This window comes from Picosynechococcus sp. NKBG15041c (assembly GCF_055380235.1).
The window spans coordinates 2,172,805-2,194,565 of the sequence record NZ_AP040363.1; the positions used below are offsets into that span (position 1 = coordinate 2,172,805).

Annotated in this window: 16 protein-coding genes; 10 read left to right on the plus strand and 6 right to left on the minus strand. The window is 50.7% G+C overall.

The annotated features are described in order from the left end of the window. Window positions 1-62: 62 nt before the first annotated feature. Window positions 63-2,351, minus strand: a complete 2,289-nt coding sequence (locus ACZ45B_RS10450; protein WP_024546138.1) for a ribonuclease R family protein — start codon at window positions 2,349-2,351, stop codon at window positions 63-65. Window positions 2,352-3,052: 701 nt separating this feature from the next. Here ACZ45B_RS10450 and ACZ45B_RS10455 point away from each other — a divergent pair. Then, window positions 3,053-3,715, plus strand: a complete 663-nt coding sequence (locus tag ACZ45B_RS10455) for a hypothetical protein (RefSeq protein WP_024546136.1) — start codon at window positions 3,053-3,055, stop codon at window positions 3,713-3,715. A gap of 524 nt (window positions 3,716-4,239) precedes the next feature. Further along, a complete protein-coding gene (locus ACZ45B_RS10460) occupies window positions 4,240-5,457 on the plus strand; it encodes an MFS transporter (RefSeq protein WP_024546135.1) in 1,218 nt (405 codons plus the stop codon). Here ACZ45B_RS10460 and purQ read toward each other — a convergent pair. From purQ to ACZ45B_RS10480, 4 genes are all read right to left on the minus strand, one after another. Then, a complete protein-coding gene (purQ, locus tag ACZ45B_RS10465) occupies window positions 5,422-6,114 on the minus strand; it encodes a phosphoribosylformylglycinamidine synthase subunit PurQ (RefSeq protein ID WP_024546134.1) in 693 nt (230 codons plus the stop codon). The two genes, ACZ45B_RS10460 and purQ, sit on opposite strands and share 36 nt — an antisense overlap. A gap of 87 nt (window positions 6,115-6,201) precedes the next feature. Continuing rightward, a complete protein-coding gene (gene purS / locus ACZ45B_RS10470) occupies window positions 6,202-6,456 on the minus strand; it encodes a phosphoribosylformylglycinamidine synthase subunit PurS (protein WP_024546133.1) in 255 nt (84 codons plus the stop codon). A gap of 92 nt (window positions 6,457-6,548) precedes the next feature. After that, a complete protein-coding gene (locus tag ACZ45B_RS10475; RefSeq protein ID WP_024546132.1) occupies window positions 6,549-7,571 on the minus strand; it encodes a permease in 1,023 nt (340 codons plus the stop codon). A 22-nt stretch (window positions 7,572-7,593) separates the two neighbouring features. Continuing rightward, the gene (locus ACZ45B_RS10480; protein ID WP_024546131.1) at window positions 7,594-8,733 is read right to left on the minus strand and encodes a hybrid sensor histidine kinase/response regulator; all 1,140 of its coding nucleotides are present in this window, start codon (window positions 8,731-8,733) and stop codon (window positions 7,594-7,596) included. 222 nt (window positions 8,734-8,955) lie between these two features. Here ACZ45B_RS10480 and gcvP point away from each other — a divergent pair, with 222 nt between their 5' ends. The 5 genes from gcvP (at window position 8,956) to ACZ45B_RS10505 (ending at window position 17,424) form a co-directional block, all read left to right on the plus strand. Next, complete coding sequence (gene gcvP, locus ACZ45B_RS10485) at window positions 8,956-11,850, plus strand: aminomethyl-transferring glycine dehydrogenase (RefSeq protein WP_024546130.1); 2,895 nt, start codon at window positions 8,956-8,958, stop codon at window positions 11,848-11,850. Window positions 11,851-11,967: 117 nt separating this feature from the next. Then, window positions 11,968-13,209 (plus strand): HlyD family secretion protein, encoded by a 1,242-nt coding sequence (locus ACZ45B_RS10490; protein ID WP_024546129.1) that lies wholly within the window; start codon window positions 11,968-11,970, stop codon window positions 13,207-13,209. Window positions 13,210-13,211: 2 nt separating this feature from the next. Beyond that, window positions 13,212-15,167, plus strand: a complete 1,956-nt coding sequence (locus tag ACZ45B_RS10495; RefSeq protein WP_236612471.1) for an ATP-binding cassette domain-containing protein — start codon at window positions 13,212-13,214, stop codon at window positions 15,165-15,167. 9 nt (window positions 15,168-15,176) lie between these two features. After that, complete coding sequence (locus tag ACZ45B_RS10500) at window positions 15,177-16,283, plus strand: ABC transporter permease (RefSeq protein ID WP_081699656.1); 1,107 nt, start codon at window positions 15,177-15,179, stop codon at window positions 16,281-16,283. A gap of 7 nt (window positions 16,284-16,290) precedes the next feature. Continuing rightward, window positions 16,291-17,424, plus strand: coding sequence for an ABC transporter permease (locus ACZ45B_RS10505; protein WP_236612470.1), 1,134 nt, complete (start codon window positions 16,291-16,293; stop codon window positions 17,422-17,424). Between the two features lie 67 nt (window positions 17,425-17,491). On the opposite strand, the gene ACZ45B_RS10510 is transcribed toward ACZ45B_RS10505, so the two are convergent. Next, on the minus strand, window positions 17,492-18,142 hold the full coding sequence (locus ACZ45B_RS10510; RefSeq protein ID WP_464674867.1) for a response regulator transcription factor: 651 nt from the start codon (window positions 18,140-18,142) through the stop codon (window positions 17,492-17,494). 223 nt (window positions 18,143-18,365) lie between these two features. On the opposite strand from ACZ45B_RS10510, the gene cruF reads away from it, so the two are divergent. From cruF to purT, 3 genes are all read left to right on the plus strand, one after another. After that, window positions 18,366-19,274, plus strand: coding sequence for a gamma-carotene 1'-hydroxylase CruF (cruF, locus tag ACZ45B_RS10515; RefSeq protein ID WP_024546125.1), 909 nt, complete (start codon window positions 18,366-18,368; stop codon window positions 19,272-19,274). 77 nt (window positions 19,275-19,351) lie between these two features. Continuing rightward, window positions 19,352-20,548, plus strand: a complete 1,197-nt coding sequence (cruG, locus tag ACZ45B_RS10520; protein WP_024546124.1) for a 2'-O-glycosyltransferase CruG — start codon at window positions 19,352-19,354, stop codon at window positions 20,546-20,548. Between the two features lie 46 nt (window positions 20,549-20,594). Further along, a complete protein-coding gene (gene purT / locus ACZ45B_RS10525) occupies window positions 20,595-21,761 on the plus strand; it encodes a formate-dependent phosphoribosylglycinamide formyltransferase (RefSeq protein WP_024546123.1) in 1,167 nt (388 codons plus the stop codon).

The window sequence follows — 21,761 nt, forward strand, 5'->3', positions numbered from 1 at the left end:
GGGGAAGCCTTGAGCTCCCCCGTGGGATTGACCTTAAAGTGAGACGAGAATATCTGTCTACCCTATTCTTCTTCTGCTGAATCACTCCAAGTCGATTCTGGGTCCTGCGCCTCATCTTCGGTTTTGGTGTTTTTGGCGATCGCCAGGTCGATTTGTTGGCGGTAATAATCGACGCTCTTGACCTCCACTTCGACGGTATTCCCCAAGCGGTAGGCGATGCGATTTTTGCGACCCACCAGGCAGCTGTGGCGAGCACGGTATTCGTACCAGTCGTCCTTCAAGGAGCTGACATGCACTAGACCTTCCACCAATAGATCTTCGATTTCCACAAAGAAACCATAGGACTGCACCCCGGTAATCAAGCCCCGGAAGGTATGGCCAGTGTGGGCCTTCATTTTTTCTGCCTTTTGCAGACCCTGGAGGTCTTTTTCGGCGTCATCGGCGATTTTTTCTTGATCATTGAGCTGCAAAATTAAGCCCGCGATGGATTCTTCGAGTTCTGTCTGGATGGGTGTAGGCAAAACATTCCAATTGACTTGGTCATGGCAGGTGCTACTGCCGAGATTAACCCCTACTTTGACACGGCTGGAGCGGCGATCGCGTCCTTCTGAAAACACAAGCTTCAGAATCCGTTGCATCACCAGATCGCTATAGCGCTGACCCGGACAACAAACCCGGGCGTACCCATCATTGTAAGCAAGGCCAAAATGCGGATGGGGGTGCGTGCCATAACGGGGGACGTCAAGGGTTTCTTGCAATAGATAGTTCAGGATTTTGGTCATGTCCGTCTGGCTAAACTCCTGGATAAAGTGCTGGTAATCGTGGGGCAGCAGTTCTTCTTCCGATTCGAGTTTGAGCTTCAGGTTGAGGTTGTTGCCCAGCTTGATCAAATTTTCAAGACTTTCAAAATCAGGCTTTGCCTGGTAGCAGTAAATGGCGGGTAATCCCAGGGCGATCATGTGTTGGGCCACAGCGCGACCGGCCAGAATCATCACCTCAGCTAAGAGCGATCGCACGGGCAGCGTCGGCGAGACAATCATTGTTCCAAAGCGCCCTTCATCTTTAAAGGCAGAGGTCACTTCCGGTAAAGAAATCTGGAAGCCCCCCCGTTGGAGGCGCTGGGCCTTGATCAAGGGGCTGAGGTTGAAAATCAGGTCATTGAGGAGGGCCGTCACATCTACCAGATCTTGATCGGCAGGCTCATCACTGCTGAGGAGATGCTGCACTTTTTGGTAACTGAGGCTGTGGTCAACCTGGATCACACTGGGGGCAATTTCAAATTCTGCGACATTGCCCTGGTCATCGAAGGTCAAAAAAATGGACATCGTCAGGCGATCGCTGCCCGGCCGTAGTTCAATTTTTTCTTGAAGCTCTGAGGGGAACAGGGGAATCGTCATCTGCCCCAAAAAGACTGCTGTACCATGCTTTTTCGCCCAGCGATCGAGCACCCCTTGGGCCGGCACATACTCTGCCACATCAGCTAGGTGAATCCCTAATTGCCACTGGCCTGCTTCTGTTTTTTGGAGGGTAAAGGCATTTTCAATAAAGGTTTCATTGCCCGCGCTCAGATGCAGCTCATCTTCGATGGTCACCGTTAATTGGTCGCGCAAATCACGCCGTTTTTTGAGAACCGTCTTCGTGAGCTTGCTGGGAATATCCTTCACCGCTGCCAGCACCTCTGCCGGAAATTGCCGCAATAAATCGTGCTTACAGCACACAATATCCGTATCTGCCGCTGCCTCTGCATCACTCCCCAGCACCTTTGTCACGGCCCCCTGGGGGAGATATTGGGCGATCGGATATTGGACGACCGACACATGGACTAAATGATCTAATGCTGCCTGGAGCCGCGCTTCTTCATCCTTTAGTTCGAGTTCAAATAACAGGCGATCATCGAGGGGCACTGCCCGGAATCCTTCGTCTTTTTGGACAACCCGTGCCAGGAGCGAGGGATTTGCCCGCTCTAAAATAAGACGTACTATTCCTTCAGGCGATCGCCGCCGACTGCCCTCCTTGACGATTTTTACTAACACGCGATCGCCATTCCAAGCATTACTAAGATAACTTTCACGGATATAGATATCCTCCGCATCCTCAGAATCTTGGATCGCAAAGCAAAAGCCTTTACTCGAACACCGTAGCTTTGCCTCCACCACATCCGTTTCTGGCACCCGGCGGTATTTACCCCGTTCTTTCGCTAAAATCTCAGCCCGCTCCAATGCATCCAGGATAATCTGGAGCTGTTCTGCATCTTCCTCAGAATGGCACTCTAGCTTCTTTTCGAGGAATTTACCGGCAACTAATTTGTCATCTGTAAAGAAAGACAGCAGTGTGGCGATTGAAAAATCCATGCAAGACTATCCTTTTCGTTAGAAAATAAAGTGAAACGACAATAGCCCACCAGCAGTAAAGTCCTGACCCATCGTTCGCCGCTGTCCCTAAACCTAAACAGCCAACGGGCCTATCTTGCTAGTGGAAAACGCCACAAATTCCTAGGGTTCCAAGGCTGACTGATCAAAACACTGTCTTCTCCACAAGGACGTCTTACTTCATGAGCGAAGCAAAACCATGGAGGAACGAGGCCTTTGGCACCTCAGGAGTTGACAAGTTCACAAACACACAGTCGCAAAGCTTGAATAAACCGATAGGAAGGAAACACCCACACCAAACCCTCAAGAGGTCATTACGTTTAGGCAACGGCGATGGTGAGGTATTTTTTTTCTGAAACTGACCCAAAAAGACGTGTTTCAGGGGGGAAGGAGGGCTGCCTGTGGCTAAGCAAACCCAATAGGGAGAAAAGCAATGCGATTATGGGAGGATCGTCCGATACAATCGTGGCTAGAGCAACGGTGAAATCTAATTTGCTTAGCCAATAGACGTATATGTTGACTATCTTTTCACAATGCTTCCTAGATATTGTACCTTCTCGGGGACATTCCCACTACGGCCACCCCTTGATTTGCGCCTCAATGCTACTAACTTGGGGAAACTAAAGGGTACAATTGCACTGAATGAAATTTTGTCATTGTTTGTTATTCGTTACTTAGGTTCCATGACACCAGAGATTTTTCGGCAGCGATATCCCCAGGGAGGCTTGATTAGTGAATTGGCGGCGATCGAGCATGGCCAGTTTATTGTGCGGGTGGTAGTGGAGCTTGAGGGGCGACAGTTGGCCAGTGGCCTTGCGGCAGCACCTTCGGTGGAACAGGCCGAAGATCAAGCAAGAATCCGTGCCTTGAATTTGCTGGGCACGGTGATGATTTCGTCCTCAGACAAGCCCAAACAAGCGGCAGCCCCCCCTCCTGAAAGACCTGCTCCGGAGAAGACAATGACAGCACCATTTATTGAATCGTCACCGATTGCTACTGCTGCTACTCCAGCGACAAAAACAGCACCAGTGCCCAACCCGGCGCCAGTGGCCCAAGCGCCAGAAACATTACCGCTTCAGATCGAGGCGATGGTGATCAATTCGCCACCAAAAGTTGAGCCAGAATTACCGCCAACACCGGTAGCGCTAGATCCAGAAGAAGCATTGGATTTTTCGGAAATTATTGCCCGCAGTGATGTGGAACTGAAGCGCTTGGGATGGTCAAGTGAACAGGGACGCACCTACCTACTCGAAACCTATGGCAAGCGATCGCGCCAGCTTCTGTCCGACGAGGAGCTCCTGGCGTTTTTACGCTACCTTGAAGCCCAGCCGACTCCTGGTTCCTAGAGGAATTATTTCAGGTGAAAGTCAGCTCATTTTCAAAGAATACTCTGGTGTATTTCAGGTGATGCTGAGCGCTTTTACCTAGGGAGCTGCTTCGTCGCCAATATCCAGCAGGGTCAAGCCGCTTATCTGGCCTGGGGTAGACGGCGGTGTGGCTCCGTATCTAAGGGGATATTATCTTTGCGGTTGGGGCGATCGTGTTGATTGATTATGTGTTTGGTATTTTCCAACAGCCCCGCCAAACAGAGCCCTAACCATTGGCAGCCACCCATTTGTAAACCTATTTTCTTTGTAACGCGGAAAATCTCTTCAATGCTCCCCAAGGCCTCTGGAATGGGGGATTTAGAGAGTAAGTTTATCGCCCCTGATCCTTGATTTAAGGCGTTTTTTCCATGGTTTACAATCCATCAAATTGACTTTTAGCACCATTGCTAAGGTTCTATTGCAAGATGTGCGGGTTTTGATGCAGGGTGATATTTCTTCGCTATGGTGAAAAAATCTTGTTGGCAAGGAAAGCGGGTTTACTTATGGAGCGACAACGGACGGGGATTCTGTGGCAACGGGTGATGGCAATCGCCGCCGTGCAGGTGGCGATTACATTGATGTGGATTGTCTACCGGGCCTATCTTGGTCAATTGCTCGGCGGTTGGGGTTTTTCGGAGGCTTTTACGGCGCAGATTTTGATGATCGAGGTGGTTTTGGCCCTGGCGATGGAGCCAATTTTTGGCGTTTTGAGCGATCGCCAACAGCGGTTTTTGGGGAGTCGGTTGCCTTTAATTGTCCTGGGGGTAATCCTCTCGGCGGTGATTTTTATTGGTTTACCCGTTTTGGGACTGTGGCAACTGTCCTGGCGCTGGCTTTTACCGACGGTGGCGATCGCCTGGGCCTTAGCGATGACGATCTTTCGGGCCCCAATCTATGTGCTGTTGCTCAAAAGTACCCCCAACCAAGCGGAGTTACCCCTCGCCCTGTCAGTGCTGACGATGGTGATCGGCGTTATGGGGGTGCTGAGGCCAACGCTTCAAAATTTGCTGCTGGCTTGGGGGCCGCTCCCTGCGTTTATGGCAGGATCAGTAACCTTGGTGGCAGCATCCTTCTGCCTGGGGCTGTGCTTACCACAACAACCCACAGCGCCCGTGACAGAAAAATCGTCGCCCCCTAATGCTTTCCCTGGTGGGGGCTTTAGTAAAACGATCGCCATGGCGATCGCCATCACCTGGGGCGGCTCCCTGTTACTTAGTCAATGGCTACAACGTTTCGGCACCATTGTCCTAGGCGGTGGACTGACGGGGGCGATGGGTTTAAATCTCCTGCTGGCTCTCCTCGCTATTCCCGTGGGCTGGCTCACACTGCGCTGGCGTCGTTATCCCCTGTTGGCGATCGCCTTTGGTTGGTTAACGGTCATTTTCTTAGTGCTACTGGGAGCGCCGCCCCAGGATGCAGGCTATGTGGTGGTGGCGTGCTTATGGGCCTGGGCCTTTGGTACCGTGAGAAATGGCACTTTACCTTATATTTTCAGCACAATGCAAGAGGATTGGGCTGGCCTGGGGGTCGGGGTTTTCTTTGGGGTAGCCGGGGTTGCAGATCTGGCACTCTCCCAATGGCTATCTGACATCGTTCTCCCTGTACGAAACTTGATTGGTCTGGTCTGTTTGCTCATTGGCCTGGGCCTCGCCCTAATGCCTGGCCAAGAGAACCAGGCCCAAATCCTAAGCAGTGACGAGGTTCAAGAGCCCCTCAAATAAGCCTTTGCCATCGACTAAACCGAGACTATGATCCGCCGCCCGTTCTGGGTGGGGCATCATCCCCAAAACATTCCCAGCGGTGTTGGTAATCCCGGCAATATTGTTTAAAGAGCCATTGGGATTAGCGGCCTCGTCCACATTTCCTTGGGCATCACAATAGCGGAACAATACCTGGCCCTGGTCTTCGATCGCCTTGAGGGTATCTGGGTCGGCATGGTAGCGGCCTTCCCCATGGGCGATGGGAATATTGATCACCTGGTTGGGGCGATAACCTCTTGTCCAGACCTGCCCATTATTTTCGACCCGGAGAAATTGGCGATCGCAAATGAAATGTAGGTCCCGATTGCGCACCAATGCCCCCGGCAGTAGGCCCACTTCCGTCAACACCTGGAAGCCGTTACAAACCCCCAAGACATATTTCCCTTGGTTGGCATGGTCGATCACACTCTGCATCACTGGCGAAAAGCGGGCGATCGCCCCACAGCGGAGATAATCCCCGTAGCTAAAGCCCCCCGGGACAGCAATCACATCTAGATCTGAAATATCCGTTTCCTGGTGCCAGACCATACGGGTCGGTTGCCCAAAAATCCCTTCCGTCACCATCGCCATATCGCGATCGCAGTTTGAGCCAGGAAAAACAATCACACCAAATTTCATTGTGTTCTTACCAGTTGATCAGTTACATCAGGAGGGAATAGAGCGGGGGACCCCAGCCGGGTCACCCATCAGCAAAAAAAACAGCACCTAGGCCACAGGGGTCAGGTCAAAACGGTAATTTTCGATGACTGGATTAGTTAATAGCTGATCACACATTTGGTCAACTTTTGTTTGCGCCTCTGCTTCATCGGCCGCTGTCAAATCTAGCTCGATGTACTTGCCAATGCGTACCCCAGAAACACCCCCATGGCCCAATTGACCCAGACCTGATTCTACCGCTGCACCCGCTGGATCGAGCACAGAGGGACGGAGCGTGACATAAATTTGTGCGTGGTACTGCATAGAACTCAAACTGTGAAGACGGTCTTTATTGTACGCCCCGGGGGGATTCTCGGAAACCGGGACTTCTGCCATCTCCTAAAGGCCCTAGAGATTCACAGGAAATAGCTATAGCCCAGAGCAAAAAGAAAGGTGAGTTGTCCCGCCAGGAGAAACAGATAAAGGATAAAACGGGGCTTGAAAATCGAAAGCATCAAGCCGATCGCCTTGATATCGATCATCGGCCCAAAGATCAAAAAAGCCAGCAGGGAACCCGTGGTGAACGTGGAAGCAAAAGACAGGGCGAAAAATGAATCTACGGTGGAACAGATAGAAACGATCGCCGCCAGCAACATCATGGCCACGATGGAAGTAACGGTCCCTTGACCCAGGCTCAGCACCACTTCTCGAGGGACGAAAACTTGAATGAGGGCGGCGATCGCACTGCCAAAAATCAAGACTGCCCCCAGCTCCCGCAACTCCACCGTGATATTCGTAATCAAAGCATCAAGGCGGTCACGGAAGCGCTGGTCTGGCACCGGAGCCGCTGCCACCATCTGGGCGGCGGCCACAGCTTCTAAAGGGGCTGCTTGTTGGCCCCCCAGAAAAAAAGTCCCCGATTGGAGTAGGGGGCTCACACTGGCGACCGCAGTTTGGTTTTGGTTCACGGATTGAACAAACTTGAGTCTTTGGGCCAGTTTTGGTTGTAGTAGAACCTTGGGGTCAGATTGGATGCTAAACACAGTACCGACGATGGTGGCGATCGCCAAGGAACCCAGCATCCGATAAAGCACGATTTCTGGCTGGCCCCGGAAGGCGATCCAAGTAGACCAAATTACCACGGGATTTAGGGCCGGCGCTGACAACAAAAAGCCAACTGCCACGGAAGTCGGGAGACCCTGGAGCATAAATCGCCTAGCCACGGGCACGTTACCACATTCACACACCGGAAATAAAAACCCGATGCAACTGCCCATAAAAGCACCCAATAAAGGGTTTTTTGGAAAACGCTGGATCAATTGACGCTCATCAACCCAGACCAACAAAACACTCGATAGAATGACCCCCAGCATCAAAAAGGGCATTGCCTCCACCAGTAGGCTGACAAAGAGGGTAAAGGCACTGTGTAGTTGACTCATGGAGAAAAAATAACAATGGGCACTAACTGAGGCGGCTTTTTAGGGAAATTTGTTCCGCTTTACGCGTCGGAAACGTGATGATTACCGTAGTTCCTAACCCTACATTACTCTTAATCGTCACCGTCCCATTATAGATTTTTGCGATTCGCTCGGCGATCGCCAACCCCAGGCCCGTACCCTGCTGCTCATATTGCTGGCGATCGAACTGCATATAAGCGCCCATGGTGCGTACCTGCTCCGGCGTCATCCCCCGGCCCCGGTCCTTGACCGCTAATTGCCAAACCTCTCCATTGATACGACTTTTGACTAAAACAGAACTCTGACATTCGGCCAAATGCTCAGAAAACTTAAACGCGTTATCAATAATTTCCTTAATGAGAGTCGCCAGCCACTTCTCTGACACTAATACATGAGCTGGACACAACTCCAATTTGAGGTCACCATCGCGTTGATAACGATGGGCAATTTGTTGAGCAAGGGTGCGAATCAAATGATCACTCCTTTCCGTTACCTGACCATACCAACGGTGAAACTCTTCCGGGTCATGGGTGGCCAGATCGAGTTTTGTATACAACAAAAATTTTTGGATCAAATCATGGAGGCGACTGGCAGAAATTCGGATACTGTCACTGATTTCTCGAATTTCTTGCCGATCTAAAGTTTCCCAAAACTCTCCCAGAAGTTCGGCAGACGTCATAATCCCTTGGAGGGGCGTGCGTAGCTCATGGGGTAGAGCCATGGTCAAACTCCGCCGCAACTGTTCTAGCTGTTGAGCCGAATGTTGCGCCAGCCCTTTGCGACGGTTCAAGCGCCCCTGGATGGCACTGAGGAGCTCCTCGCGGGTAAATGGTTTGGGAATATAGTCGTCGGCCCCCAAATCCATCCCCTGCCGTTGGGCAGATCGGGAGGCACGTGCCGAAAGAAAAATAAAGGGAATGGTCGTGGTGGTTGGATTGTCATGGAGTTTTTGGAGAACTCCGTAACCATCTAAAAGGGGGAGATTGACATCGCAGATGATCAGATCTGGAAGTTGCTTCAAGGCGGTTTCGAGGCCAATTTGACCATTGGTGGCCGTAATGACATCAAAGCCCTCAACGGTCAGCATATCTCGCAGGATGCCTAGAACACTAAGCTCATCTTCAATGACTAAAACAGTTGTCACGAGATGTTAGGCCTCCGTCTTGGGAAAAGTGAAAAAACGTATCATGTCACGCCTATTATCTCATACCAGTTGAAGGCAATTTGCAAAGTGGTGCTTTGACCTGGGAATCAGAGTTGTTGGGGCACTGATTCCATATTAGGAACCATGTCAAGAATGGTGGGCCAGGGGAATTTTTGCCTATGATAGTTGGAGTGCCTCAGCCTGCTTTTTTCTGGTGATTTCATGGTTAATTTGCAACAGTTACCGACCTTGACTCGTACCCTCGAGAATTTTTCGTTTGTCCAGCGTCATTTGGGGATCAGGGATAAAGCGGCGGCTCACATGCTCGCATTTTTGGGTTATGGCTCTTTAGATGAACTGATCGATCAAGCAATCCCTGTAAAGATTCGACAGCCACTAGACCTGGATCTCCCCGCAGCCCAGAGTGAACAGGAGGCTCTACAGGCTTTTTGGGCGATCGCCCAAAAAAACCAAGTCTATAAAAATTTCATTGGCATGGGCTATTACGACTGTGTAACGCCCCCGGTGATCCAGCGCAATATTTTAGAAAATCCGGGTTGGTACACAGCCTACACCCCCTATCAAGCGGAAATTGCCCAGGGCCGGCTAGAGGCGCTGCTCAATTTCCAGACGATGATTGTTGAACTGACCGGCCTAGAGATTGCGAATGCATCGTTGTTGGATGAAGGTACGGCGGCGGCCGAAGCGATGGCGATGAGCTATGGGCTCTGCAAGAAGAAGCAGGCAAATACGTTTTTTGTGTCGGAATTGTGTCACCCACAGACCATTGAAGTGATCAAAACCCGAGCGATTCCGTTGAATATTAAGGTGGCGATCGCCGACCACCGCACCTTTGAGATTACCGATGATGTATTTGGGGTGCTGCTGCAATATCCGGCGACGGATGGGAGCATTTTTGATTATCGCGACTTTATCCAAAAAGCCCATGGCCAACAGGCGATCGCCACGGTCGCGGCGGACCTGTTAAGCCTCTGTTTACTCACTCCCCCCGGGGAAATGGGGGCAGATATTGCCGTGGGTACCAGTCAACGCTTTGGTGTGCCCCTTGGTTATGGCGGCCCCCATGCGGCCTATTTCGCCACAAAAGCCGAGTATCAACGGCAAATTCCGGGACGGATCGTCGGGGTCTCGAGGGATAGTCAAGGTCAACCAGCATTACGGCTGGCGCTGCAAACCCGTGAACAACACATCCGGCGGGATAAGGCGACCAGCAACATTTGTACGGCCCAAGTCCTTCTGGCGGTAATGGCCGCAATGTATGGGGTCTACCACGGGGCAGAAGGACTCAAGGCGATCGCCGCCCAGGTGCAGCAGCAGACGCAAATTTTGGCGATGGGCTTAGACAAACTCGGCTTTGTGGTCAATCGTGAGCCCATCTTCGACACGATTAAAGTGCAAACCACAGCAGAGCAAGCACAAGCGATTCGTCAACGCGCTGAAGCCCAGGGGTATAACTTCCGCTACTTTACCGACGGCAGTATCGGCATCAGTTGTGATGAAACGACCGTAGCCAGCAATATCGAAACTATTTGGGCCATTTTTAGCGCTGCCGAAGTTCCCTTTACTCAGGCTCAACTGGTGCAAAATTTTGTGCTGAATTTACCAGCAAATATCACCCGTACCAGTGACTTTCTCACAGATCCTGTATTCAATCGCTACCGTTCCGAAACAGAATTACTCCGCTACATTCACCAGCTCCAGAGCAAAGATTTATCGTTGACTACCTCCATGATCCCGTTGGGTTCCTGCACGATGAAACTCAACGCCACAGCAGAAATGATGCCTGTTACCTGGGCGAATTTTGGCAAAATCCATCCCTTTGCCCCCCGCAGCCAAACCAAAGGCTATCAGCAAATGTGCGATCAGCTGGAGCATTGGCTCGCTGAGATCACGGGTTTTGCTGGGGTCTCTCTACAACCCAACGCCGGATCCCAAGGGGAATATGCGGGGTTACAGGTGATTCGTCAATATCACATCAAACGGGGAGAGGCCCACCGAAATATCTGTTTAATTCCCGAATCGGCCCACGGCACAAACCCAGCCAGTGCAGTAATGTGCGGTTTCAAAGTAATTCCGATTAAATGTTGCAATAGTCAGGGGGATATCGAAATTGAGGATCTGCGTGCCAAGGCAGAAAAATATCAAGACAATCTTGCGGCGTTGATGGTCACCTATCCTTCAACTCACGGTGTATTTGAAGTAGGCATTAAAGACATTTGTCAGATTATCCATGACAACGGCGGCCAAGTTTATCTCGATGGTGCAAACATGAATGCGATGGTGGGGATTTGTCGTCCGGGGGATTTTGGCGCGGATGTATGTCATTTGAATTTACACAAAACTTTCTGTATTCCCCACGGGGGCGGTGGCCCTGGGGTTGGCCCGATTGGGGTGGCGGCCCACTTGGTTCCCTATCTACCGAAAACCGAATTAGAAGACAAGGCGGATAATATTGGCTTCATTTCAGCAGCCCCCTACGGCAGCGCTAGTATTCTGCCGATCTCTTGGATGTACATCGCCATGATGGGCGCGGCGGGCTTAACGAAAGCGACAAAGGTAGCGATCCTCAGTGCCAACTACATTGCGAAACGCTTGGATGACCATTATCCGGTGCTATTTAAGGGGATGAATGGTTGCGTGGCCCATGAATGCATTATCGATCTGCGCGATCTCCGTAAATCAGCCGATGTCACCGTGGAAGATGTGGCGAAACGCTTGATGGATTATGGTTTTCATGCACCGACGATTTCCTGGCCTGTGGCGGGGACGATGATGATCGAACCGACAGAAAGTGAATCCTTAGAAGAGTTAGATCGTTTTTGTGAAGCGATGATTGCCATTCGTAACGAGATCCGGCAAATTGAACGGGGAGAAATGTCTAAAGAGGATAACCCTGTGAAAAATGCGCCCCATACGGCGGAGTCGGTTATTTGTGGGGAATGGACGCATCCCTATTCCCGTGAGGTGGCGGCCTATCCTGCCCCTTGGCTGAAACAGCACAAGTTCTGGGCGACGGTGGGCCGCATCGATAATGCTTATGGTGACAGGAACTTAGTCTGCTCCTGTGTGGGCATGGAAGCTTATGGGGAAGGATAGTGCCAGGGAAGACCTCTTGATTCTTTGTCGAAATACTACGAAGTGGGCGATCGCCCCATGTATCGCTTCCATAATGAGAGGTAGTTAGATGGACGACTAACCATCCTTGGGAATGTGATGACTACCGCCCCAACGACCCCAAAAAGGAGCATTCCAAAAATTCTCCTGATCGCGCTGCCGATCCTCTTGGTGGGGGGCTTCGGAGTTGCTCTGGTGACATATTTACTCCGTCCAGAGGTCACCCAGGGCATTGAACTCAGCGGCCGCATCGAGGGCTACGAAACGAATATCAGTGCCAAGGTGGGTGGCCGCATCGAGGCGATCGCCGTCCGGGAGGGAGACAAAGTACAAAAGGGTCAAGTCCTCGCTACCCTTGATAGTGCAGAATTACAAGCTTCCCTAGATGGAGCCCAGGCAAGGCTCAACGCTGCCCAGCAGCAGGTGAACCTTGCCCAACTACAAATCACTGTGATCGAAAATCAGATCATCGAAGCCCAGCTCACCCAACGACAAGCCCAGGATGACACCGCCGGGCGGGTGAATGCGGCCCAAGCTAATGTTGCTGCCGCCCAAGCCCAACTCGCCCAGGCCCAAGCCCAAGTGAAACAACTGGAAGCAGAACTGGCCCTCGCCAAAGCCGATGGCGATCGCTTTCAAGAATTGTACGAATCCGGTGTGGTTTCTCAACAGCGATTAGAGCAGGCCCAAACCCAATATTTAGCCACAAAGGAAAGTCTGGATGCTCGCCGCGCCGTCGTGACTGCTGCCGCTGAACAGGTGAAGACCGCTGAAGGAAATCTCACCCAAACCCAAGCCAGCCAATTTAACCCCGACATCCGGGCTGTTCAAGTGCAACGGCTCCAAACCCAACTCGCCCAAGGCCAAGCACAACTCAGTGCTGCCCAAGCCCAAGTGCAAAATGCCCAAGCCAATTACAACGAAATCGCCGCCAAACTCAAAGATTTAGAATTGGTCAGTCCTATCGATGGGGTGGTTTTGACGCGCACTGCTGAACCAGGGGAAGTGGTGGCAATGGGGAAAACCCTGTTAACTCTGGTGAATTTAGAGGATGTATATCTGCGGGGCTTTATTCCCGAACAAGAAGTAGGGGCGATTCAAATCGGGCAAGGGGCAGCGGTGTTTTTAGACTCTGCACCAGACGAACCATTACGGGCAACGGTGGCGGCGATCGATACGGAGGCCTCGTTTACGCCGGAGAATATTTATTTTCGGGATGATCGCGTCACCCAGGTCTTTGGTTTGAAATTGCAAATCGAGAATGAATCCGGGTTTGCCAAACCTGGGATGCCGGCAGATGCGACGATTTTGACGGATGCGACCCAAAATGTGCGGCGATAGCGATGATGACAGCGACGGATAATCATTCAACCTTTAACAACGGGTTGCGCTACGGGGAAACGACGATTCAGGTGTCGGGACTGCGGAAAAATTATGGTGCGGTGGAGGCGGTACGGGGGATCGATTTTTCGGTAAAAGCAGGGGAAATTTTTGGCCTGATTGGGCCGGATGGAGCTGGGAAAACGAGCACATTCCAGATTTTGGCGGGGGTGATGGGGGCAACGGCTGGCTTGGTGACGATGCTCGGCAAAACAGCCCAGGAATCCCGTTTAGAAGTAGGTTATTTGACACAACAGTTTTCGCTGTATCTGGATTTGAGCATCCTAGAAAATCTACGTTATGTAGCGGGTTTGCGCCATGTGGGAGATCAAGAGTTTGGCGATCGCCACCGCCACTTACTGAAATTAATGAACCTGGATCAATTTCCAAATCGTTTAGCGCGGCAGTTGTCAGGGGGAATGAAACAGAAACTCGCGTTATGTTGTGCATTGATCGCCCAGCCGAAAATTTTGTTGCTCGATGAGCCGACGACGGGGGTTGATCCGGTGTCGCGGCGAGAGTTTTGGGATTTACTGGCGGGGATTGCAGCCCAGGGGGTAACGATTGTCACAGCGACGCCCTATCTGGATGAGGCGGAACGGTGTCATCGCATTGCCCTGATTTATGAGGGGAAAATTCAGCAGCTTGGCACACTGCAAGAATTACAACACAATTTAGGCTTGCAGCGGCTGGAACTGCGAGCGGCCCCCCTGGTAACAGCGGCGGACTTGTTGCGAGAAAATGCGCCGGAAACGGTGGTGGATGTGCAATCCTTTGGCGATCGCCTCGACATTTTGACCCCCGATGTGAATCAAGCCCGGCAAGAAATTACCCAAGTTTTCGGCAGCGCAAATATTCAACTGCAAAGCTTGGAGGCCAATGAACCGACCCTCGAAAATGTCTTTGTAAACCATCTGCGGCAGCAAGGGGCCGATCCCGCATATAAACCCTTCCCCTATTACCGTAAACGGGGTAATTTCAAATCGGCATCCCTAAAAATCGCAATTTCTGCTCAACAATTGCAAAAAACCTTTGGGGAATTTCAGGCGGTAAAAAATGTCACCTTCGATGTCCACTACGGCGAAATTTATGGGCTCCTCGGCGCAAATGGGGCAGGTAAAACCACCACGATTAAAATGATCTGCGGCTTACTCCCTGCAACGGCAGGGGTGATGCAGTTGGCCGGAGAAACGCAAAATTTCCACCGTTCCGTAGTGCGATCGCGGCTGGGATACATGAGCCAAAAATTCACCCTCTACGATGACTTAACGATTCAGCAAAATTTGGAATTTTACTGTGGGGTATATGGGATTCCCCGAAAATTGCGGCGGGAAAAAATTACCTGGGTTTTAGAAACCTGCGGCTTGCTCGGTCGAGAAAAAATCACAACAGGTAGCTTACCGGGAGGCTGGAAACAGCGAGTGGCATTTGGCGCGTCGGTGATGCATGAGCCGGATATTTTATTTCTCGATGAACCGACTTCGGGGGTAGATCCGGTGGCACGGCGGCAATTTTGGCGTTTGATTCGGGATTTTGCCGGGCAAGGGACGGCGGTCCTGGTGACGACCCATTATTTAGAAGAGGCGGAAAACTGTAATCGCATGGCGTTTATGGTGGCGGGGGAGATTGTGGCCCAGGGTTCCCCGACGGAGATTAAGGCGGCGCAACCGGGTCAATTGATTGAGCTTTGTACCAACCACATTCAGCGCAGTTCGGATTTACTCAAGGAAAAATTAGATCATTGGCGGGTGTCCATTTTTGGCGATCGCCTGCACCTCGTTTTAGATCATCCCGCCGAAGAATTAGATTTTATTCAGCAAACCTTACAGCAGGAGGGGATTGAAATTTATAGCCAGCGCCCCATTCCCTTTACCCTCGAAGATGCTTTTATCGGCACAGTGCAACGGGCGGAGGCATAACGTTAAACCATGGGTCTGCAACGAATTTTATCCCAAGCAAAAAAGGAACTGGCACAGTTTAGCCGCGATCGCCTCACCGTTGCCTTAGCGTTGGTACTGCCCTTGGGGATGCTATTAATTTACGGCTATGCGATCCGTTTAGAAACGAAAAATATTCCCCTGAGCATCCAGGATTTCGATAATTCCCCCTTGAGTCGCAGCTATGTGGAACGGCTTTTTGCCACCAATCAATTTATCCCCACGCCCCTTGCTGGAACCTCACCCCTATCGTCGTTGGATCAAGGCACCGCCAAAGCGACCATCGTCATTCCCCCAACATTTGCAGAAGATGTGGCGGCGGACAATGGGAAAGTACAAGTGCTCATTGATGGGACAGACGTGAATAATGCGCGGGTTATCCAAAATAGTGTGCGGGCGGTGACTAACTTTTTTAGCCAAACCCTACCCAATGTCCAACCCCCCGAAGGGATTCGTGCCAGGGTCAGGATTTGGTTTAATCCTGGTCGTGAGGAAGCCCTATATATTGTGCCGGGAATTTTTGGCGTCGTCTTTTGGGTATTTCCTTCAATGCTGGCGGCGATCGCCGTGGTGCGGGAAAAGGAACAGGGAACCGCAATTCAAGTCTACGCCTCGGATCTGAGTGCCACCGAATGGCTTTTGGGTAAAGGCCTGGCTTACTGGCTGGTGGCGATCGCCGAAGCCCTTGTCGTAATGGGCGTCTCGTTTCTCCTTTTCCATCTCCGCTTACAAACCAATCCCATGCCGCTGCTTGTCGGCACAGCGATTTATCTGGCGGCGGCAGTGTCGTTTGGGTTATTTATCGGTGCCAGGGGCGGCAACCAAAATGCCGCAGTCCAAGGCACAGCCATTTTAGGTTTTCTTACTTCTTTTTTACTCTCCGGCTTCATTTATCGCCTTGAAAATATTCCCTTTCCGTTATCCTTGTTTTCTAATATTATTCCCGCCCGCTACTATATTTTGCTTACCCGCGATGCCTTTGTGCGGGGCAGTGGTTGGCGCAGTATTTGGTACGTGCCAATTATTGTTGGCATCATGGGATTAATTCTCTTTCGGGCAGCCACAAAATCCATGAAAAAAATGCAGTTATCGGAGTAAATTTAACGTGATAAAAAATAATTTACTACAACGTTTTTTTGATGGTCGGTTCTGGGCTTTAGTTCTGAAAGAAATTCAGCAAATTCTTAAAAGTCGACAATCTATTTTTCTTCTCATTTTTCCACCCACAATTCAATTATTAGTTTTTGGTTTGGCTCTCAGTCCCAATGTAGATCACCTCAGTTTAGGCTTGGTAGACCATGCTAATTCTGCCCAAAGTCGCGAATTTGTTTCGGCCTTAATTGAAAATGACATTTTTCAAATTACTGCGGCCCCGACAAACGAAACTCAATTGCAACAAAAGGTACGCAACGGTCAATTAACCGCAGGTTTGATTATTCCCCCAAATTTTGATCGGGACTTAAATCAGGGTAGCTCTGCGGAGGTACAAGTTTTTATTGATGGGGTTGATGCGAACACTGCAGGCATTGCCAATGGTTATCTGAATCAAATTGTTAATCACTACAATCAACAAAAGAATGCCGTCTTTAATACATTGCCAATCGAAAATCAGAGCCGTTTCTTGTACAATCCCGGTTTGACCAGTAGTTGGTTCTTTGTACCGGGGGTAATTGGGGTGGTGCTGACTTTGACGGGTTCATTGATTTCTTCGATTACCGTGATCCGCGAAAAGGATGTTGGCACATTGGAGCAGTTGTTAATGACTCCGGCATCTAGCGGAGAAATTTTGCTCGCTAAAATTGTGCCATTGTTTATTCTTTTAATGGGGGATGTTTTAATTGCTTCGGCAATGGGAAGGTTTATTTTTCATTTACCATTCCGGGGTGATTTTTTGATTTTTTATCTCCTCTCTGGACTCTATGTTTTTGTCAGTATCGGTTTAGGTATTTTGCTCGCTACCCTGTCTCGTACCCAGCAACAAGTTGTTTTAACGTCCTTCTTTTTTAATGCGCCGATTATCCAACTCTCTGGGGCGATCGCCCCCATTGAGAGTATGCCAAAATTTTTTACAGTGCTATCGTGGCTCGATCCCCTCCGGCACTATGTGGCGATCGCCCGTAGCTTAATTCTTAAAGGGGTTGCCATCGATTCCCTCTTGCCGAATATTCTGGCCCTCTTTATCTGCGCCGTTGTTCTCCTCACGATCAGCGTCTATCGTTTCCGTTCCCAATTAAATTAAAATCTGCCATTCTTCTCAGCAGAAATCCATGTCTCAAATGGGAAATCTAGGGAACGAAAGAGACGATTTAGGACAGATCCATTGGTTTTTCATAACCGTTTTCATAGGCAAAGCGCACCAATTGAGAACGATTTTCCAGATTCAATTTATTTAAAATACTACTGAGGTGGGTCTGTACCGTGCGAGGACTGACGTAGAGATGGTCACTAATTTGCTTATTCGTCCATCCCTGTACCACTTCCCTAAAAACGCGCATTTCTGCTGGGGTCAGCGGTAATGGGCTGGGCTCACTTTGCGCTTCCTGGAGGGGCATTTGTTCCGCCAGACGCTGCATTTCTGATTGGATTTTCTCCAGTCGCGCCAGTTGACGTTCGATTTTCGCCAATAACTCTTTCACTTCAAAGGGTTTAGCAATGTAGTCATCGGCCCCCGAAAAATGACCTTCGAGACGATTTTCTAAATCCGTTTGGCTTGATAAAAATAAAAATGGGAGCAGATCTCCAGACGGTTGGGCGCGAATCTGGCGACAGAGCTCAAATCCATCCATCTCTGGCATCCGTACATCGGAAACGATCAAGTCCGGTTGAAATTCTGGCCACACCTCTAAACCCTGTTCCCCAGACGAGGCGATCGCCACCTTATAGCCCGCTTGTTGCAGCAGATTTTCTAAAATTTTTTGCAAAATTAGGTCATCATCAACCACGAGAATTCGTTTCATTACACTTGCAGGAATCATCTAGAGCGGACTCATTCAAATCTTGGCAATCTTTGGATAAAAAACCAAGGTTAACCCAAGAGTAGTACGGATGGGGTAGGGTTGAGATGTGGCTTTTGTAACCAATCTACAGATTTATTTACAATTTTTTGTAAACTATGGGGAGTGTCAATTGCTTCTCAGTTCAGTTTTGCGCCCCAGGGACGCCAGGAGGTCAGTGCCAGTTATGAAGCTTAAGCTCAAACCGGAAGAGTATTTATTGTGGGGTCATGGTTTAGCCATGGCGTTTGGTCTTGCAGGTTTATTGCTTGTGTTGCCGAATGCAGATTTTATTGCCAGCTTGCCAGAATTTGGCAAAGTTGCCTTTCGTTTATCAATGGCAAACGGCGGTGTGATGTATATGTTGCTGGGCATGGCAGCGGTGACGGTTTATGCCTATCGCCTCCTAGAAAAGAGGTATCTATTTTCTTTTTTGATTCCGGCTTTGACGATATCTGTATCGGCAGAACTACTGGGCACCAGCACCGGATTTCCCTTTGGGGCCTACCACTACACCAGTGGCCTCGGTTACAAAATTGCAGGTTTAGTGCCGTTTACCATTCCCCTCTCTTGGTTCTATCTAGGTTTTAGTAGCTTTTTGATCGCTCGGGTGGGTTTGCAAAGATACAATTTGCCCCGCTGGATTTATTCTGTGGTGGCGATCGCCCTTGGTGCTTTATTACTGACCTCTTGGGATTTTGTCTTAGATCCGGGCATGAGCCAAACTGCGGTTCCCTTCTGGGAGTGGGAAGTGGTCGGCCCCTTCTTTGGGATGCCCTACGAAAACTTCTCTGGATGGTTCGGCACGGGGGCAATCTTTATGGGCATTGCCAGTTTTTTCTGGGGTCAGCAGCCCTTAAAGCTGTCCCGGGAGCAATTGCAACTGCCTTTCATGATGTATCTGTTTAACTTCACCTTCGCCACGATGATGAGCATTGGTGGTGGCATTTATCCGCCCATTTTCTTGGGGATTTTGCTGGGTTTAGTCCCAGTAATTGCCCTGTACTTCAGCATCCCGAAGGCGAATGATATGACAATGACCATTCCGGTAATGGATGGGGCGACCACCAGTATTCCGGTGGGCGCTGGTCGTTAAAGAACGCGTGCCGCATATCTGCCCCCATGGTGAAGCTTGGGGGTTTTTATTGTTTATTTTTTAGGGTCAACTGGGTTATGGATGGGTTTTCGGCGGTATGGTTGGGGCTAATTTGCCTTTTGGGGCTGTTATGGCAGGGCAGTGGGGCCTTGATTGTTCTGGCACGGTTAATGAAGGGGGCAGTGCGGCGATCGCCCCTCACCCCGAAACCCTCTGAACCGAAAAATTTAGCCTCAGTGACGGTGGTGGTGCCGAGCTTAAATGAGGTAGAGCGGATCCAGCCCTGCCTCGATGGCCTCAGTCACCAAGGGTATGAGGTGCGAGAAATCCTTATTGTGGACAGCAACTCCACCGATGGCACCCGAGCAAAAGTTTTAGCTAAAGCGGAGACAGATCCGCGTTTCCGTTTACTCACTGATGACCCCTTACCTACGGGTTGGGTGGGCCGTCCCTGGGCCTTACATTGGGGCTTTACCCACAGTTCCCCAAAGAGTGAATGGATTCTCGGCGTGGATGCCGATACCCAGCCCCAACGGGGAATGATCGCCAGTGTGTTGCAGGCCGCCGAGGAAGAAGGATTTGATCTGGTGTCCCTCTCGCCCCAGTTTATTTTGCGATCGCCTGGGGAGTGGTGGCTACAGCCAGCTTTGTTGATGACGTTACTATTTCGCTTCGATGTGGCGGGCGTTCGCCAACCGGATCAAGATTCGGTGATGGCCAACGGTCAATGTTTCCTGTGTCGGCGCACGGTTTTAGAAAAAGTAGGGGGCTACCAATCGGCGGCCAGTTCTTTCTGCGATGATGTGACCCTGGCACGCAATATTGCCAAAGCAGGGCACAAAGTTGGGTTTTTAGATGGGGCGAACATCATCAAGGTGCGGATGTACGAGGGGATGCGGGAAACCTGGGAAGAATGGGGGCGATCGCTTGATTTAAAAGATGCCACCTCCCGGACAGAATTGTGGGGCCAGTTGTGGTTATTAACGGCGGTGCAGGGACTCCCGATTCCCCTGACGATGTTGCTATTTGGCCTTGTGGAAGAAGGCTTTAGGGGTTTATTTCTCTCCCTTTGGTTGGGGCTAAATCTCTTCTTGCTGCTGGTACGCTTCGGGATGCTCCTGGCCATTTCCGGTTCCTATGACCGCCGATTAAGCCCAGGAAAAAGTGCCCTCTTATTTTGGTTATCTCCTTTCGCTGACCCCTTTGCCGTGGCGCGGATTTTTCTCTCCGCCCGCCGCAAACCGAAATCTTGGCGGGGGCGTGTGTACAGCTAAAGACGGTATGATATCCCTGTTTTCTTGTTGGCAATAGGTGAAAGAAATGGCGATCGCATTACCCAAAAAAATCATGCTCCTGGGCGCCGGAGAACTCGGTAAGGAAGTGGCGATCGCCGCCCAGAGATTAGGTAATACCGTGATCGCGGTCGATCATTATGACAATGCCCCGGCGATGCAGGTAGCCGACCAGCGAGCGGTGATCTCGATGCTCGATGGGGCCGCCCTAGAAGCGGTCATTCGCGAACATCAACCCGATCTGATCGTCCCGGAAGTAGAAGCGATCCGCACCGAAAAATTAATCGAATTGGAAAAAGAAGGCTACACCGTTATCCCCACCGCCGCTGCGACAAATTTCACCATGAACCGCGATCGCATCCGGGATCTCGCCAGCGAAGAATTGGGCCTGCGCACCGCTAAATATGCCTATGCCACAAGCCTAGAGGAACTTAAAACCGTTGCGCAAGACATTGGCTTTCCTAACGTAATCAAACCAGTGATGTCCTCCTCTGGCAAAGGGCAATCGGTGGTGAAAACAGCCGCAGAGTTAGAAACCGCCTGGGACTACGCGATCGCCGGAGCTAGGGGCGATACCGTAAAAATCATTATTGAAGAATTTATCGACTTCGAGGTGGAAATCACCCTCCTGACAATCCGCCAGTGGCAGGGAGAAACGCTCTTTTGTCCAGCGATCGCCCACCGCCAAGAACGGGGCGACTACCAAGAATCATGGCAACCCGTGGGCTTGACCGAAGCCCAAATCCAAGCAGCCCAGGATATCGCCCAGAAAGTCACCGATAAACTTGGTGGCGCGGGGATTTTTGGGGTGGAATTTTTCATCACCAAAGACGAAGTGATTTTTTCTGAACTGTCCCCCCGGCCCCATGACACGGGCATGGTAACCCTCATTTCTCAAAATTTAAACGAATTTGAGCTGCATCTACGGGCGATTCTAGGTCTACCCATTCCCACCATCGAACTCCTCAGCCCTGCTGCCAGTGCCGTTATTCTTGCAGACGCGAATAGTGACCAAATCACCTTCACTGGGGTTGCCGCTGCCCTTGCTGTGGCCGATACCGATATCCGTTTATTCGGGAAGCCCAGCTCTCGACCCTACCGCCGCATGGGTGTTGCCCTCGCCAAGGGGAAAGACGCCACAGAAGCCAGAGAAAAAGCAACCATGGCCGCCGCAAAGGTCAAGATTAATCCATAG